Source organism: Xanthomonas sp. SHU 199 (assembly GCF_000364665.1).
Classification (GTDB): domain Bacteria; phylum Pseudomonadota; class Gammaproteobacteria; order Xanthomonadales; family Xanthomonadaceae; genus Xanthomonas_A; species Xanthomonas_A sontii.
Genome location: NZ_AQOI01000189.1, coordinates 1 through 15,428 on the forward strand (window position 1 = coordinate 1; position 15,428 = coordinate 15,428).

General features: G+C 67.8%; 16 protein-coding genes and 1 pseudogene. 1 reads left to right on the forward strand and 16 read right to left on the reverse strand.

Annotation, left to right across the window (positions count from 1 at the left end):
• Window positions 1-953 (reverse strand): glycosyltransferase family 2 protein (locus D183_RS24260; RefSeq protein ID WP_232757237.1); only part of this gene is annotated, 953 nt, incomplete at its 3' end.
• A gap of 168 nt (window positions 954-1,121) precedes the next feature.
• Window positions 1,122-1,718: pseudogene (locus tag D183_RS26390) on the reverse strand (leucine zipper domain-containing protein); the annotation flags it as partial.
• 305 nt (window positions 1,719-2,023) lie between these two features.
• On the opposite strand from D183_RS26390, the gene D183_RS27395 reads away from it, so the two are divergent.
• A complete protein-coding gene (locus D183_RS27395) occupies window positions 2,024-2,473 on the forward strand; it encodes a hypothetical protein (RefSeq protein WP_152239298.1) in 450 nt (149 codons plus the stop codon).
• A gap of 369 nt (window positions 2,474-2,842) precedes the next feature.
• On the opposite strand, the gene D183_RS0107880 is transcribed toward D183_RS27395, so the two are convergent.
• The 14 genes from D183_RS0107880 to D183_RS0107945 form a co-directional block, all read right to left on the reverse strand.
• Window positions 2,843-4,126 (reverse strand): FkbM family methyltransferase, encoded by a 1,284-nt coding sequence (locus D183_RS0107880; RefSeq protein WP_232757236.1) that lies wholly within the window; start codon window positions 4,124-4,126, stop codon window positions 2,843-2,845.
• Between the two features lie 143 nt (window positions 4,127-4,269).
• Window positions 4,270-4,887, reverse strand: a complete 618-nt coding sequence (locus tag D183_RS0107885; protein ID WP_017908524.1) for an acetyltransferase — start codon at window positions 4,885-4,887, stop codon at window positions 4,270-4,272.
• Window positions 4,884-6,023: an aromatic ring-hydroxylating oxygenase subunit alpha gene (locus tag D183_RS0107890; RefSeq protein ID WP_017908525.1), complete on the reverse strand. Its 1,140-nt coding sequence runs from the start codon at window positions 6,021-6,023 to the stop codon at window positions 4,884-4,886. The genes D183_RS0107885 and D183_RS0107890 overlap by 4 nt, the downstream gene beginning before the upstream one ends.
• A gap of 25 nt (window positions 6,024-6,048) precedes the next feature.
• Window positions 6,049-6,696 carry a NeuD/PglB/VioB family sugar acetyltransferase gene (locus tag D183_RS0107895; protein WP_026144293.1) on the reverse strand — a complete coding sequence of 216 codons (648 nt, stop codon included), beginning with the start codon at window positions 6,694-6,696 and terminating at the stop codon, window positions 6,049-6,051.
• The gene (locus D183_RS0107900; RefSeq protein ID WP_017908527.1) at window positions 6,693-7,454 is read right to left on the reverse strand and encodes an SDR family NAD(P)-dependent oxidoreductase; all 762 of its coding nucleotides are present in this window, start codon (window positions 7,452-7,454) and stop codon (window positions 6,693-6,695) included. The genes D183_RS0107895 and D183_RS0107900 overlap by 4 nt, the downstream gene beginning before the upstream one ends.
• A 14-nt stretch (window positions 7,455-7,468) precedes the next feature.
• Entirely contained in the window at window positions 7,469-8,230 is a 762-nt protein-coding gene (locus D183_RS0107905; protein ID WP_017908528.1) for an SDR family NAD(P)-dependent oxidoreductase, read from the reverse strand.
• A 2-nt stretch (window positions 8,231-8,232) separates the two neighbouring features.
• A complete protein-coding gene (locus D183_RS0107910) occupies window positions 8,233-9,273 on the reverse strand; it encodes a ketoacyl-ACP synthase III (RefSeq protein WP_017908529.1) in 1,041 nt (346 codons plus the stop codon).
• A gap of 1 nt (window position 9,274) precedes the next feature.
• Entirely contained in the window at window positions 9,275-9,499 is a 225-nt protein-coding gene (locus tag D183_RS0107915; protein WP_017908530.1) for an acyl carrier protein, read from the reverse strand.
• Complete coding sequence (locus tag D183_RS0107920) at window positions 9,496-10,674, reverse strand: DegT/DnrJ/EryC1/StrS family aminotransferase (protein ID WP_017908531.1); 1,179 nt, start codon at window positions 10,672-10,674, stop codon at window positions 9,496-9,498. The genes D183_RS0107915 and D183_RS0107920 overlap by 4 nt, the downstream gene beginning before the upstream one ends.
• A gap of 277 nt (window positions 10,675-10,951) precedes the next feature.
• Window positions 10,952-12,436, reverse strand: a complete 1,485-nt coding sequence (locus tag D183_RS0107925; protein ID WP_017908532.1) for a sigma-54 dependent transcriptional regulator — start codon at window positions 12,434-12,436, stop codon at window positions 10,952-10,954.
• A complete protein-coding gene (locus tag D183_RS0107930; protein ID WP_010341669.1) occupies window positions 12,433-12,816 on the reverse strand; it encodes a response regulator in 384 nt (127 codons plus the stop codon). Before D183_RS0107930 ends, D183_RS0107925 begins: the two co-directional genes overlap by 4 nt.
• Before the next feature lie 15 nt (window positions 12,817-12,831).
• The gene (gene rpoN / locus D183_RS0107935) at window positions 12,832-14,235 is read right to left on the reverse strand and encodes an RNA polymerase factor sigma-54 (RefSeq protein ID WP_017908533.1); all 1,404 of its coding nucleotides are present in this window, start codon (window positions 14,233-14,235) and stop codon (window positions 12,832-12,834) included.
• Window positions 14,236-14,502: 267 nt separating this feature from the next.
• A complete protein-coding gene (locus D183_RS0107940) occupies window positions 14,503-15,135 on the reverse strand; it encodes a response regulator (protein WP_017908534.1) in 633 nt (210 codons plus the stop codon).
• 91 nt (window positions 15,136-15,226) lie between these two features.
• The coding region (locus D183_RS0107945; RefSeq protein WP_017908535.1) for a PilZ domain-containing protein at window positions 15,227-15,428 on the reverse strand (202 nt) is incomplete at its 5' end.

The following is a 15,428-nucleotide window of genomic DNA, read 5'->3' on the forward strand; positions in this document are numbered from 1 at the left end:
AGCCGCGGCGCGCCGCCGAGGGCGTCCAGGCGCGCGTCGAGGAGGTCGCGTTGCGCCGGCGTCACCGTCCGCCGCGCCTGCCAGTCGCGCAGCGTCGCCTGTACGCAGACCCGCGCGTAGGCGTCCTGGATCGCCTGCAGCAGGTCCACCGGCGTGCCGGGGCCGCCGCCCAGCGGCGTCACCGTGACCTGGCGGACGTCGCCATCGCCGCGGTACCAGCCCATCGCGCGCACGCCCTGGCGGAAGTTGGCATGGCCCTGGTCGCCGATGCCGGGCTGGTCGCGGCCGGCCTGGCTGTACTGTTCCTCCGACACCCGGAAGCGGGTCAGCGGCTTTGCCAGCAGCGCCAGGTGGCCGCGGTGCAGCAGCTTGGCATACAGCGCCAGGTCGCCGACCCAGTTGATGACCTTGCCGGCCAGCGTCATCAGCTCGTCGCCGATCTCCAGCAGGTCGCTGCGCCGGCACAGCACGCAGCTGGGCTCGCCGACGAAGTTGATGGTGTGGTCGGCCAGGAACGACAGCAACTCCGGCCCGTCCAGCAGCACGTCGCCGGCGAACGGGAAGGCGGTCGCCGGGATGTCCTCCAGCGGCGCGCCGTGGCTGTCGATGCGCTGGCGGCGCGAGGACGCCAGCAGGACGTCCGGTGCACTCTGCATCGCCGCGACCAGCGCGGCGACGCAGTCCGGCGCCAGCACGTCGTCGTCGTGCAGGAACTTCACGTACTCGCCCTGGGCCAGGGCGATGGCGCGCGCGGTGCTGCCGAGTTCGCCGTAGCGCTCCGGATTGCGGTGGTAGCGGATCGGGAACGGGGCCATCGCGGCGCGGCGTTCCACCACCTCGGCGATCGCCTCGGTGGGGTTGTCGTCGCAGATGACCAGTTCCAGCGCCGGATAGGTCTGGGCCAGCACGCTGTCGAGCGCCTGCTCGAAGTAGCGCAGCTTGTAGGCCGGCATGACCACGCTGACCAGGGGCGGGTGGGGCATGAACGATGGACCGTGTCGAAGGGGGGCGGATTCGGCAGCGAGCGCAGTCGCGATCGAGCGGAGCAATCCCCTGATGATGCAATAAGCATGCCGATAGATGTTTGCCGCGGTCCGCGCCGACGGGTTGGGCGTATCCACTGTGTGTAAACCCACTACGTTGTTCATTGGGATACGGGAGATGGGCGGCAGGTATCCGAGGCTGGCGTGAGGGCGCTGCCAGTTGTCGTGGTGTGCCCAGTCGGGGAAGGCATCGGCGCGCTGTTGGGAGTTGAGGTAAGGCCGCGCGTAGGTCCATTCGCCCAGGCTGGTCTGTGCGAGTCGCTCGGCTTTGCCGTTGGTACGCGGGGTATAGGGCTTGGTGCGCAGGTGACGCATGCCGAGCCTGCGTACCAGGCCGCGGAAGCGACGGGATTCGTAGCAGGCACCATTTTCGGTTAGAACACGCTCGAAGCTGCCAGTCAATCTGACGGTAGTTTTGCCGGCAGCGGCGTTGCTCAAGTACCTGATCGACAATGGGCTACGGGGTGGCGTGCGGGCAACGACGTGGCCGCGAGGGGCGATCCATCAGCCCTGGCGTCCCTTCTTCCTTGAATCGCCTGAGCCACTTGTAGGCCGTGCGCACGCTGACCCCTGCCGCATACGCCGCCGCCGCCACGCGCAAACCCTGCACCAGGATACGGTCCACCAGCAATGCTCGACCTCGCGGGCTCAAACCGCATGTTTATGCAGGTCCATCCTGGGCTCCGGGGGCTGGGTTGGCTTAGTAACCCCATCTTCCAGATCGGCCGCGGATGAACAGCCTGCTGAGAGATTACATGAGCTTCTTGTTAATGTTATTGATCGAAGTGAATGTGTCGCAAGCGGTCTATTTTTCTGAAAAAAATTTTTGCTAGGATCGATCCGTGGGCTCCATCGCAATGAGTCGCATCGCTCCTGATGCTGCTTGCGAGGCTGCTCGCATGGGGCGCTGCATGGCATGCTTGCACGATCAGCTCATGGCAGTTTTTCGGAGAAATTTCAACTGAACGACAGGGGGAATAATGATCATTGGTAAAATTGCAGCGATCGCCACACTCGCTTTGGCTGCCGGATCTGCGCAGGCATGGACATTGGTTTACGCGACCGATTCAAACGGGAACATATCGTCCGGATCGCTGCAAACCTTGCGCACCGCGGTGGATTCTGGGGCAAGTGTGAGAGTTTTGATTACGGCGCCAAACAATAATCCGGAGCATGTATGGGGTTTGCTATGCACGAATACCTCGCTGAGGCTGGATTCGTCGCAAGCCGTGGTGTGTTCGAGCGATCAGGACTTGTCAATGAATGTGGCAATGGGTTCGCAATTCGGTGCTGTGAGCAATCCTGCATATTCTGCGCACTTTTTGCTTAATACGTCAGGTCAGTTTGTTCAAGCAAATATCCGAGTTTCGAACGGGGAGTTGCTGTCGAATACGAAATATACGTATGCCATGCGCTGGTACGTTGAATGATTTTAATTTTCTTATGACATTGGGTGGCCTTTGAAGATGGTCTGATCAACGCCATTCGGAAAAGCTTACGGCGCTCGGGTCCTCAGTTTTTGCCGTTTCTGGCGCGTTTGCGGGGTGTTGCCTGGGTTACGTTACACAGGCACACCCTTTCCAATCGCTGGCATCGCCTGCTTTGCCCTTTGCCGCCATCGCCTCAAGCAACCGGTACTGCCCTGCGCATCGCTCGGAGGAGGATCGAGCGCGACGACCGCCTGGCGCGTCATCTATGGGTGATGTAGCTCAGTTACGCTTGAACGGCGCCGGGTAGACCCGCAGGGTGCGACCGCGCGATCTCCGAGCGACTCAATCGCGCCGCTGCGCATCGCCGTGTCATTCGACGTAGAGCACGGTGTCGTAGAAATAGAAAGCATACTGACGCAGGCGCAGCTTGGCGTCCGGTAGGATCCGGTCGAGTTCGGCGACGATGTCCAGCAGGTCGAGCGCATGGTGGTAGCAGGTGATGGCCATGCGCGGCCGGCAGCGCCCGATCAGCGCCGCGCCGCCGCGCAGCACCCTGGCCTCGGCGCCTTCCACATCCATCTTCAGGACACTGACCTCTTCGATCAGATCGTCCAGGCGCACGCCGTCCACGCGCGCGGCGCCGCTGCCGTCGATCCGGCTGCCCATGGTGCCCCGTGCGTCGAACGCCACCGGCCCGGCGACATCGCTGACGGCGGCGTTGTACAGGGTCGTGCGGCCGTCATCGTCTGCCAGCCCTTGCTGCAGGGCGGCGAAGTTCTCCGGATCCGGCTCGAAGGCATGGATGGCGGCGTAGCGGTGGCGCGATGCCGCACGAAACTTCTTGACCGTGTCGCCGCGATAGGCGCCGATATCCACGTAGTGTTCGCCCGCACCAATGCGTAGCGGATGCTCTACGGCCGAATACACCGAGTAGTACTCCTGCTCCATCGGGCACAGGACGTCCAGCAGCGGCCGCCGGTCGCCGTCCATGCGCATCTGCAGGATCGCGTCCAGCGTACGCTCGCTCAGTGCATCGGCGAAGCGGCCGCGCATCGCGTCGAACTGCGCGGCGTGCGCAAGCGTCTGTTCGCGTGTCACCTGTCCGCTCTGATACACCAGCGGAATGTCCAGGGCGTACATCAACTGCGGCAGATCGACGCGGCGACCGCTGCCCAGGCGCTGCAGTTGATCGAAGTGCAGCCATGCGGTCGGCATGTAGGCGCAGTTGATCGTGGGCAACCCGGCCAGGTCCGGGTCGCGCAGGAAGGTCGCTGTCGGGCGCACGTCGTCGAAGCCCGCATCGGTGATGCGGCGTTCGTGAAACACATCGTCCAGGGCGACGATGCGGATGCCAGGGACGCGCTCGGCCAACAGCGCGGCGGCGCGGGCCGCGTACAGACCGCCGAGACTGGAACTGGGGGCCAGGAAGATCGCGCCGCCGGCGCGCTTGCAGGCATCGATCAGGTCGGCTTCGCGCTGACGCGCGGCCATGTGGTCGGTCATGGGTCCACTCGAAAGGGCACGCGAAAGGAGGCGTGCGAATGCTGGAAAGACGGATAAGAGGGGCATGTCGCGTGGTAGCGCGATCAGGCCGCGCGGCGATTGCCGCCCGTGAGCGATCCTAGCGAAGCCTGTTGCGCCGGAAGCGTGCATGCATCCCAGCCCGGCGTGCTGTCGCACGTGGCGCCGCTTTTGGCAAAGTGAATCGGAGACGTCGGCACAGCGACGCCACTTCCGTCACTGGCGGAACGTATCGTTGAACGGCACCGCGACTCGCGCGTTCGCGCGCGCCTGCATCAACGCAGGATGCGGGCGCCGCCAGGCATCAGCGCGTCGTAGAAGCAGCGGTCCGGCAGCATGTCCGGCACGGTGCCGGGCAGCAGCCATTCGCAGTGCCGGCCGATCTTCGCGTCGCTGCGGGTCATACTGCCGCCGCCCAGGGTGCTGCCCTGGCCGATCTGGGTGCCGCGGCCGAGGTGGACGCCGGCATGCAGGGTGACGCAGGCGCCGACACGGACGTCCTGTTCGACGATCACCTGCCGTTCCAGCCAGCTGCCGGCGCCGATGCTGCTGCCGGCCGCGAGGTTGCAGCCCGGTCCAACGTGTACGTTGCCGAGCAGGCGCACGCCGTCGTCGACATGCGACTGCGGCCACACCAGATCGACGCTGCCGTAGCCCGCCAGGCGCACGTCGGCCAGCAACTTGTGCCGCGACTGGTTGACTGCGCGCTCGTCCATCGCGACGAACACGTCGGTCGCGGCGGGCGCATGGCTGGCGTGCAGGGCGCCCAGGTCGAAGTTGTAGCGGTCAGGCGACTCCAGGGCGATGCCCACGTGCGCCAGGCCGCAGGCCTGTGCGGTGCGTTGCGCCTGCTCCAGCGCATGGCCCTGGCCGATCAGCACCAGCGTCTTCATGCCGGTTGCTCCAGCACATTGGCGCGGTACCACAGGTGCTGGCGCACCAGCTCGGTCTCGTAGTCGCCATGCATGAAGGAGCGCGAATGCGGGCCGAACCCAGCCTGCAGGCGTTCCAGCACCGCCGTGTCCTCGGCGATCACCTGGTGCTCGATGCGCATCAGCGTGCTCAACAGGGCGGTGAAATCGGTCCGCTCGCTTTTCCGCCGGGCGGTGGCGACCCACAGGTGGTAATCGGTCTCGTGCGGCGAGACCGGGTCGTATTGCTGCAGCACGAAGGAGTCGCCGCGCACGCTGTAGAAGTTCACGTTCGGATACAGGAACCAGTTGTAGAACGCCGAGTCCTCGCCGTAGCGCTCGCACAGTGGCCGATACCAGTGATCCTGCACCGCGATCTCGGCCTTGGCCGGGAAGCTCAGCGCCTGAAGTGGCACCGGCGCGCCGCCCTGCAGCAGTTGTTCCACCACCGAGGGCACCTCGGCGGGGCGCTCGACATGCGCCGAGGGCTTGGGCGCGGCGGTCATCAACGGGTTGAAGGTCTTGGGATGGATGAACGGGATATGGTTGTAATCCTTCACGTTCTCCATGTTGAGCTTCCAGTTGTAGCGCACCCGGTGGCAGCTGTAGATCAGCTGCGAATCCACGTGCGATGCCGCCGCGCGCAGATCCTCCAGGAAGGCCGTCTCGAACTGCTCCTCCAGCGGCAGCGGGTGCTCGGCCATGTTCACGAACAGCAGTTCGCCGACCTGCTGCACATGCAGCCTGGTCAGGCAGATGCCGGCCTTCTCCTCGGCAGTGAACTGGTACAGGCCGGAGTTGGGCAGCCCGCGCAGCTCGCCCTCGGCGCCGAACGACCAGGCGTGGTACGGGCACACCAGCGGGCGCTTGCCGTGCGATTCGGTCTGGATGGCCGATTGCCGGTGCGGACACTGGTTGAGGAATGCGCGGATGCCGGCCTCGGTGCGCTGCACCAGCACCGGCACCCCGGCCACCTGGCGCGCGAAGAACTGATTGCGCTCGCGCACCATCGAGGCGAAGCCGGCGAAGATCCACAGCGTGCCGAACAGGCGCTGTTGTTCCAGGCGCAGGCTGTGCGGGCTGATGTAGTGCTCGGCGTCGAGGGCGTGGCGGGTCATGCCGAACGGCGTCCTGGGTGCGGGGTCAACGGCTGAAGATGGTCCGTGCCGGATTTCCGGCGACGGTGACGTTGGGCGGCACGTCCTTGACCACCACGCTGCCGGCGCCGATCACCGCGCCGTCGCCGATCGCGATGCCGGGCAGGATGGTGGCATGCGGGTGGATGACCACATCGTGGCCGATGCGCGCGCCGCCGCCGACGAACACGAAGTTGCCGATCTGCACATAGTCGCCGATCACCACGTCGTGGCCGACGATGGTGGTGGCGAGGATGGTGACGAATTCGCCGATGCGGCTGTCGGCGCCGATCGACACGCCGACCTCGAACAGGCTGCCGCGCCCAATCGGCGTCTCCGAGGCCTCGCGCAGGCGTGGCCGCAGCACCATGAAGTCGGCGCCGCGCGCCAGCAACGGCTGGCTGTAGCGGCGGCGCGCGGCCGGATCGCCGAGCGCGCAGACGAACAGGTCGCCGGGCACCGGCTGGTAGGTGTCCGGGTCGCCGAGCAGCGGCCAGCGCAGGCCGGCGCCGAGCGCGCTGCGGCTGTCCAGGAAACCCTTGATGTCCCAGGCCTGGCCATGGCCTGGATCGTCGTTGCAGGCCATCGCCGCGACGCCGCGGCCGAAACCGCCGGCACCGACGATCAGCACATGTTGCGGAGGCGCAGCGCTCATGCGAACTCCACGCCGCCGTCCATGCTGAAGGCCTGGCCGGTGACCTTGCTGCTGGCGTCGGAGAGGAAGTACAGGCAGGCCAGGGCCACGTCCTCGGGGTCGCCGATGCCCAGCGGATAGCGCTTGCGGCTCTCCTCGAACCAGGCCTTGTCCTCGTTGATCAGGGTGGTCTCGACCAGACCTGGGCACAGCGCGTTGGCGCGGATCTGGCGCCGTGCCAGTTCCAGCGCCAACGGCCGCAGCATGCCGATCAGTGCCGCCTTGGAGCCGGCGTAGGGGCCGACGCCGACGGTGCCGGTCAGCGCGGCGATCGAGGCGAGGAACACGATGGAGCCGCCGGGGCGCAGCGCCTGCCGCGCAAGCAGGTGGCGGGTCAGCATCGTCGGCGCCACGTAGTTGATCGTCATCACCTCGGTGAGGAAGCGCTCGCTGACCAGCTTCATCGGCGACAGGCCGCGGATGCCGGCGCTGTGCACCACGCCGTCCAGCGGCCCGCTCTCGGCGGCCAGGCGCTGCACGGTGGCGGCGTCGCACAGGTCGCCGGCGAACAGGCGGTGGTCGTCGCCTGGCAAGGCGTCGAGCAGGGCCTGCAGTCGATCAACGTCGCGACCGGCGACGAGCAGGCGTGCGCCGGCGCCGGCGCAGGCCTTGGCGACCGCCTCGCCGATACCTTTGGAGGCGCCGGTCACCAGGATGCGCTTGCCGTGCACGCCGTACAGCGTCTGCAGCAGCGCGGCGGGCGTTTCCGCAACGGACATGGGGGTCTCCGGGCTCATAGGCGGATCGGCAGGGACAGCCCGCCGTCGATGGTCAGGGTGCTGCGGGTGATCCAGCGGCTGGCGTCGGACAGCAGGTAGACCGCGCCATTGGCGACGTCGGCCGGGTCGATGCGGCCCAGCGGGGTCAGGGCGATCTTGTCGTCCATGTCCGCGGTGCTGCCGAGCCTGCTCAGCATCGGCGTGTCGACGTAGCCTGGAGCGATGCAGTTGGCGCGGATGCGGTGCCGGGCCTGTTCCAGCGCGAAGGAGCGTACCGCGGCCTCCAGCGCGGCCTTGGACCCGGCGTAGCCGGCGCTGGCCTGCGGCGCCGCGCGCGCGGTCAGCGCCGAGACGTAGACCAGCGAGGCGCCCTCGTGCAGCCGGCGCTTGGCCAGCAACTGCTGGGTCAGGATGACCGGCGCCAGGTAGTTCACCGACAGCATCTGCTGCAGGTGCTTCTCGGCGGCCATCCGGAACGGCACCAGCGCGGCGATGCCGGCGCACGAGGCCAGGCCGTGGTAGCGCTCGGCCGCTTCCAGCAGGGCCGTGCGGGTGGCGTCCTCGGTGAGGTCGCCGACGACGCTACGGTGGCCCTCGCCAGGGAGCGCCGCGGCGACCGCCTGCAGACGTTCCGCATCGCGTCCGTTGAGGACCAGCGTCGCACCCAGGCGCGCGCACAGCGCGGCCACGGCTGCGCCGATGCCCGAAGAGGCACCGGTCACCAGGATGGTCTTGCCCTGCAGCCCGAAGGCATCGGTCGTTGCAACAGGCGCCATCGTCAGGACTCGATCAGGTCGGGGAACACCGCGCCGTCGATATCGACCAGACAGGTGCCCCAGGACAGGCCGATGCCGAAGCCGCACAGCAGCACGCGCTTGCGGCTCTCTTCCAGTTGCTTGTTGATCCGCGCGGTCATGGTCACCGGCAGCGAGGCGCCGCTGGTGTTGCCGAAATCGTGCAGGGTGGAGGGCACCTTTTCCGGCGGCAGGCCGAGCTTCTTGCGGATGGTCTCGTTGATCATCCGGTTGGCCTGGTGGAACACGAAGTAGTCGATCTCGTCCTTGGACACGCCGCTGTAGTCGAGCAGCTTCTGCACCGCCGGCGGCACCCGCTGGGTGGAGAAGCTCAGCACCGCCACGCCGTCCAGCCGCAGGTCCACGCCACGATGCCAGTGGTCGTTCTCGTCGGCGCGATACGGGATGAGATGCTGCACCCCGACCGGCTCGCGATGGCCGCCGACCGGCAGGATGATCGCGCGATAGCCGCTGCCGTCGCTGTTGAGGTCGAAATGCATCGGCGCCGCATCGGCACTGAACTCCAGCGCGGTGGCGGTGCCGGAATCGGAGAAGATCGGATCGTCGAAGGTGGCGCTGCGGTCGCCCACCAGCAGCAGGCCTTTCTTGACCCCGCCGGCGGCGATCATCGAGCCGAGCAGGTTGATGCCGAACGGGTAGGCCGAGCAGCCCAGGTTGACGTCGAACGCCACCGTGGCGTGCGACAGGCCCAGGCGGTCCTGCAGGATGATCGCCGTGGCCGGGATCGGATAGTCCGGCGACTGGGTGACCACGATCAGCGCATCGACCTCCTCGCGCTGCCACTGCAGGCGCTCCAGCAGCACCTGCGCCGCGTCGAAGGCCAGATCGGAAAAGCACTGCCAGTCCGCGGCCATGCGCCGGGTGTGGATGCCGATGTTGCGCACCAGCCGCTCGCGCTCGGAGCGGATCTGCGGCCGGCAATCGGTGAGGTTGGAGACGACGCGCCTGGGCACGCAGGTCGCCATGCCGGCGAAGCGCACGTTGTGCAACGTGGAGGTCGGCATGCTATGCCTCGGTCAGCTGATAGAGATCGCCCAGGGTGACCACGGCGGCCAGATGCTCGCCGGTGATGGTCTTGCCGTACTCCATGTCGAACATCACGATCACGCCCAGCGCGGCCAGCGAATCCCATTCGGGCAGCTCGCGCAACACCGTGTCCATGGTCACCTCGACCGGATTCTGGAAATCCGTGGCCGACAGGAAATTCTCGATAAACGTCTCTTGGCTCATGCTGCGGGTTCCACGGGTTGGGCGAAGGAGGGAGGGACCAGGGTGCGACGGGAATCGGACGCGGGCATGACGCCGCCCGCCGCGGCGATCAGGTCGACGATGGCGTCCACCTGCTCGGCCGCCAGTCCGGGAAAGATCGGCAGGCACAGCACGCGCTCGGCCATCTGCCGCGCCACCGGCAGGCCGGCCGGGGCCGAGGAGGGCAGGCCGCGGTACATCGGGAAGTCGCTGATCAGCGGGTAGAAATAGCGGCGCACCAGAATGTCGTGGCTGCGCAGCAGCCGGTGCAGTTCGTCGCGCACCAGCGGGAAGGCGTCCTCGACCAGGATCGGGAACGAGGCGTAGTTGGACAGTCCCGGTTCCCGCGGCGCCAGGCAGCGGATCCCCGGCACCTGCGCCAGGCGCCGACGGTACTGCGCGTCGATCGCCCCGCGCTGCGCCAGTGCGGCATCGATGTGCTGCAGTTGCAGCAGCCCGAAGGCGGCGTTGATCTCGCTCATCTTGCCGTTGATGCCGGTGGCCACCACCGTGGTCTCGTCGACGAAGCCGAAGTTCTTCAGGCGGCTGATGCGCTGGTAGGTCTTGGCGTCCGGGCAGACGATGGCGCCGCCCTCGAAGGTGTTGAACACTTTGGTGGCGTGGAAGCTGAGCACGCTGAGGTCGCCGTGGCGCAGGATCGAGCCGCCGGCGTCCTTGACCCCGAACGCATGCGCGGCGTCGTAGATGACCTTGAGGTTGTAGGTATCGGCGATGCGCTCGATCGCGGCGGTGTCGCAAGGCGTGCCATAGCAGTGCACCGGCATGATCGCGGTGGTGTGCGGGGTGATCGCCGCCTCGATCTTGAGCGGATCCAGGTTCATGGTCTGCGGATCGATGTCCACGAACACCGGCTTGATGCCGCGCCACAGCAGCGAATGCGCGGTGGCGACGAACGAGTACGGCGTGGTGATCACCTCGCCGGTGATGCGCAGCGCCTGCAGCGCGGTCAGCAGCGCCAGGGTGCCGTTGGTCAGCAGCGCCAGGTGGTTGACCCCCAGATATTCGGCCAGCGCCTTCTCCAGTGCGCGGTGCATGTCGCCGCCGTTGGTCAGGATGCGGCTGCGCCAGATCTGCTCCAGGTAGGGGACGAACGCCTCCAGGGGCGGCAGCAGCGGACTGGTGACGGGGATGGACATGGGACCTGCCTGGCGACGGGTGGAAGTCCCCGGTGCGGAACGTGCCGCCCGGTGCTGTGGAAACGTGAAGCAAGCCACATGCCAAAGGTGCCTGTCCACTATCGGCAGGGCCGATCGGGAAGCGGTGCAGGCGAAACCTGGCTTGGCCGCCGCGAGCGAGCGCGCCGCGACAGCGCCCGCGTCGGGCCGGCAGGTGGCGAGGAAAGGGAAGAGGGCGTAGCGTTCCGAGGGACAAGGGGCGCGTCGGGTGCGGCCGCACCCGACGCCGTGCGCCGGCTCAGCTCGCCAGTTCGGTCTGGTCGCGGTCGATGCCGTACTTGCGCAGCTTCTCGACCAGGGTGGTGCGCCGCAGGCCCAGCAGTTGCGCCGCATGCGCAACCACGCCCTGTGTGCGCTCCAGCGCCTCGTTGATCAGCGCCAGCTCGATGTTGGCCATGTGCCCGCGCAGGTCCAGGCCGCTTTCCGGCAGCGTCGCCGCGGCCTGGGCCGGCGCATCCGCGTCCGTCCCCGGCTTGCCGCCGACGTGCAGGTCGACCACGTTGGGTACCCGCCGCGGATCCGTTGCGATCGGCGCCGGCGGGGCCGAGACGTCGATGGACGAGGCGAAGTCGCCGCGGTAGCGTGCCGGCAGGTCCTGCACCCGCACCAGGCCGCCCGGGTGCAGCACCGCCAGGCGCTCGACCAGATTGGTCAGCTCGCGCACGTTGCCCGGCCACTCGTAGCTGCGCAGCGCCTGCAAGGCCTCTTCGGAGAAGCGCACTTCGCCGCGCCCGGTCCGCGCCAGTTGCGCGGCGATGGTGTGCACCAGCGCCGGCAGGTCGTCGCTGCGTTCGCGCAGCGCCGGCATCTCGATCGGGAACACGTTGAGCCGGTAGAACAGGTCCTCGCGGAACTGGTTGCCGGCGATGCGTTCTTCCAGGTTGCGGTGGGTCGCGGCGATCACCCGCACGTTGCAGCGGATCGTGACGTTGCCGCCGACCCGCTCGAAGCTGCGCTCCTGCAGGACGCGCAACAACTTGACCTGCATCGGCAGGCTCATGTCGCCGATCTCGTCGAGCAGCAGGGTGCCCCCCTCGGCCATCTCGAAACGGCCCTTGCGCGCGCTCAGCGCGCCGGTGAACGAACCCTTTTCGTGGCCGAACAGTTCGCTTTCCAGCAGATCCGGCGGGATCGCGCCGCAGTTGATCGCCACGAACGGACCGTCGCGGCGCGGCGACTGCTGGTGGATCGCCCGCGCCACCACTTCCTTGCCGGTGCCGGACTCGCCCAGTACCAGCACGGTGGTGTCGAAGGCGGCGACCTGGTCGATCAGCCGGCGCAGGCGGGTCACCGCGGCGCTGGTGCCGGTCGGGCCGTTGTCCTGCGCGGCACCGGCCTGGTGCTCGGCGTCCAGGCGCTTGAGGCTGGCACGGCGCAGCAGGGTTTCCAGCTGCGCGTGGCGCAGTGGCGCTTCCAGCTGCCACACGTTGGCTTCGTGCAGACCATGGCGCTGCGCGAAGGCCTGCGCATCGCCGTTGAGCAGCAGCACCGGCGGCGGCAGCGAACTGCGCGCCACCCAGCCGAAGAAGGCATCGGCCTGATCCTGGTCGTCGAGCCCGCCGACCAGGATCGCCATCCACTCGGTCTGCCGATGCCGGCCGGGCTGCACGTCGGCCACGTCGGTCACCCAACGCGGGTTGAGGTCCATGAATTCGAGCAGGCTGACGGTCCGCTCGGCGCGCACCGCGTCGTCATCGATCACCAGGATCCGCGATTCGCTCATGCCGGCACTCCTTCGGTCCGAAGTCCCTCCAGGATCGGCATCACTTCCTGGATGTAGGACAGCTTGCTGACGAAGTTGTCGGCACCGGCGCGCATGGCGTGCTCGCGGTGCTCGGCATCGTCGAAATGGCTGGCGATCACGATGTAGGGCGCCTGGTCCTGGGTCTTGATCAGGCGCGTGGCCTGCAGACCGCCCATCTCGGGCATGGCCAGGTCCATCAGCACCACCTGCGGGCGCAACGACTCGGACCGCTCGATGGCCTCCAGGCCATTGGCGGCGCTGCCGATCACTTCCATCCAGTCGAGCTTGCGGAAGTGGCGCATGGCGGCGTTGATGAAACCTTCGTGGTCGTCGACCAGAAGCACGGACAGTTTGTTCATATGCGTCGTTTTTCCTTAGCCCGCACGGGCCAGCAGCGGTTTGCTGCCGCGGCGGCGTTCGCGTGCGGGAGCGATGTCCAATTGTTCACGATACTTGGCGACAGTGCGCCTTGCCACGTTCACGCCCTGTCGCGACAGCAGCCCGGCGATGGCCTCGTCGGCCAGGGGCCGCCCGGCCGGCTCGGATTCGATCAGGCGCCGGACCATGGCGCGCACCGCCTGGCCGGACACCGCCGCGCCTTCCAGGCGCACGGCGAAGAAGTGCTTCAGCTCGAACGTGCCGCGCGGGGTCTGCAGGTACTTGCCGGTGGTGATGCGGGAAATGGTCGACTCGTGCATGCCGATCGCCTCGGCCACTTCCTTGAGGGTCAGCGGCGCCATCGCTTCCTCGCCCTTGACCAGGAACGCCGACTGGCGCTCGACGATGGCGCGGGTGGTGCGCAGCAGGGTCTCGTAGCGCATCGACAGGCCGCGGGTCAGCCAGCGCGCTTCCTGCAGCATTTCGCGCAGTGGCTGCGCGGCGTCGCCGGCCTCGGCCAGGGCGCGCTCGTGCATCGGGTTGACGGTGACGCGGTGGGTGGTGGCCGGGTTCAGCGCGACACGCCAGGTGCCGTCGGCGTGCCAGGCCACCACGTCCGGCAGGACATGGCCCAGATCCTGCGGCTGCAGGCTGTCGCCGGGGCGCGGCTGCAGCGACAGGATCAGCCGCACCGCCTCGCGCACGTCGTCGGTCTCGGCGTCGAGCTGGCGACCGAGCAGGGCGTAGTCGTGGCTGGCGAGCAGGTCGAGGTCGCCGGCGAGGATGCGCCCGGCCAGGTGGCGGCCGGGCACGCGGCCGGGCAGGTCGCTCAGCTGCGCCTGCAGGCACTCGCGCAGGTCGCAGGCGCCCAGGCCACCCGGGTCGCCGTGCAGCAGGCGCTGGCGGACCGCCTCGGCCTGCGCCACCGACAGGCCCAGCCGGGCGCTGGCCAGTTGCTGCAGGGTGTCCAGCGCGCCGTCCAGGTAGCCGGCATCGTCGCAGTGTTCCAGCCAGAACGCGGCCGCCGCCAGTTCCGCCGCCGGCAGTTCCAGGGCCAGCCGCTGCAGCACGCGCAGGTGCGGATCGGTCGACTCGCCCGCGGCGATGCGCTGCATGCGGTCGTCTTCGCCGTCGTTCCAGCCGGCGGCGGGGATGTCCCACATCGAGGACTCGGGAAGTTCGTCGAATGCCGCGGTTTCCAGCGCCGCATCCTCGTGCTTCACCACCGGCTCGATCACGCCCTCGGGCTCTTCCAGCTCGAGCAATGGATTGGTCTCCAGTGCGCGGCGGATTTCCAGTTCCAGTTGCATGCCATCGAGCTGCAGCAGCCGGATCGACTGCAGCAGTTGCGGGGTCAGATGCAGTTGCTGGCCCAGTTGGGCGGAAACGGTCGGCTTCATGCGGACTTCCTCGGTTCGGCGCCAACCCTCTGGCGCCCGTGGAACGCATAGTGCTTGTCGCCCGACGGTAACAGAATCGGGGTGTTCCTGAGTAGGGTAGTCAAATTCCCGACAGGGTGTCAGGGATTTCCCGACATGCGGCGCGTGGGCGCCGGACAGTCGACGGCGAAATGCCTGATGCAGCGGGGTCCGGCGGAAGCGTCACGCCTGCTGACCGATTAAGGCAAGCGCCATGCCAATGTCCCGTGTCGGGATGCCGTCCCCAGTTCAGCTCAGCTCGCCCTGGTGGCGTGCGGCCAGCAGGACCAGATCGTTGGCGCGGCGGCAGCCCAGCGATTCCATCATCCGCGCGCGGTGGGTCTCGACGGTCTTGACGCTGATGCCCAGGTCCGAGGCGATTTCCTTGTTGCTCTGGCCGCGGCCGATCTGGCGCAGGATCTCGCGCTGCCGCGGCGACAGTGCGGCGATGCCGACCGGGCGCTCGCGGCCGAGCATCGGCGCGATCATCTTGGAGGAGATCTGCGGGCTCAGGAACACCTGGTTGGCGCTGGCCGCGCGCAACGCCAGCTCCAGCTCCAGCGGGGCGGCGTCCTTGACCACGAAGCCGGTGGCGCCACGGTCCAGCGCATCGCGCACATGCACCGGGTCGTCGTGCATCGACATCATCACCACCCGGGTCTTGGGCGAGCTGTGCAGCACGTCGGTGAGCGCGTCCAGGCCGCTGCGTCCCGGCAGGGACAGGTCCATCAGCACCAGGTCGGGGCGGTGCAGGGTGGCCAGGTCCACGGCCTGTTGCGCGTTGCTGGCCTCGGCGACCACGTCGACGTCCGCAAACGTCTGCAGCAGCCGGCTCAGGCCGGCGCGTACCAGGGTGTGATCGTCGACGATGATGACTCGCACGGTGCAGGTCCTTCTATTCAGAGCCGCACATTAGCCGAGCCGCTCGCCGCCGCCAACCTCGCCGCGGCGGTCCGGGGGGCGGTGTGCCGGCTCAGCGCGCGCGCCGGCTGTCGGCGATCTGCCGGCGGTGCAGCCGGAACAGGTGGCGTTCCACGGCCTCTTCCAGGCCCGGCGGCTGTGTCTCGAACCGTAGCCAAAGTTGCACGACGCCCGCGGTGGCGGCCTCGGCCAGCACCCGCACCGGCAGTTCCAGGTGGTCCGGGAGCCAGTCCGAGGGCTGCAGGCGCAGCAGA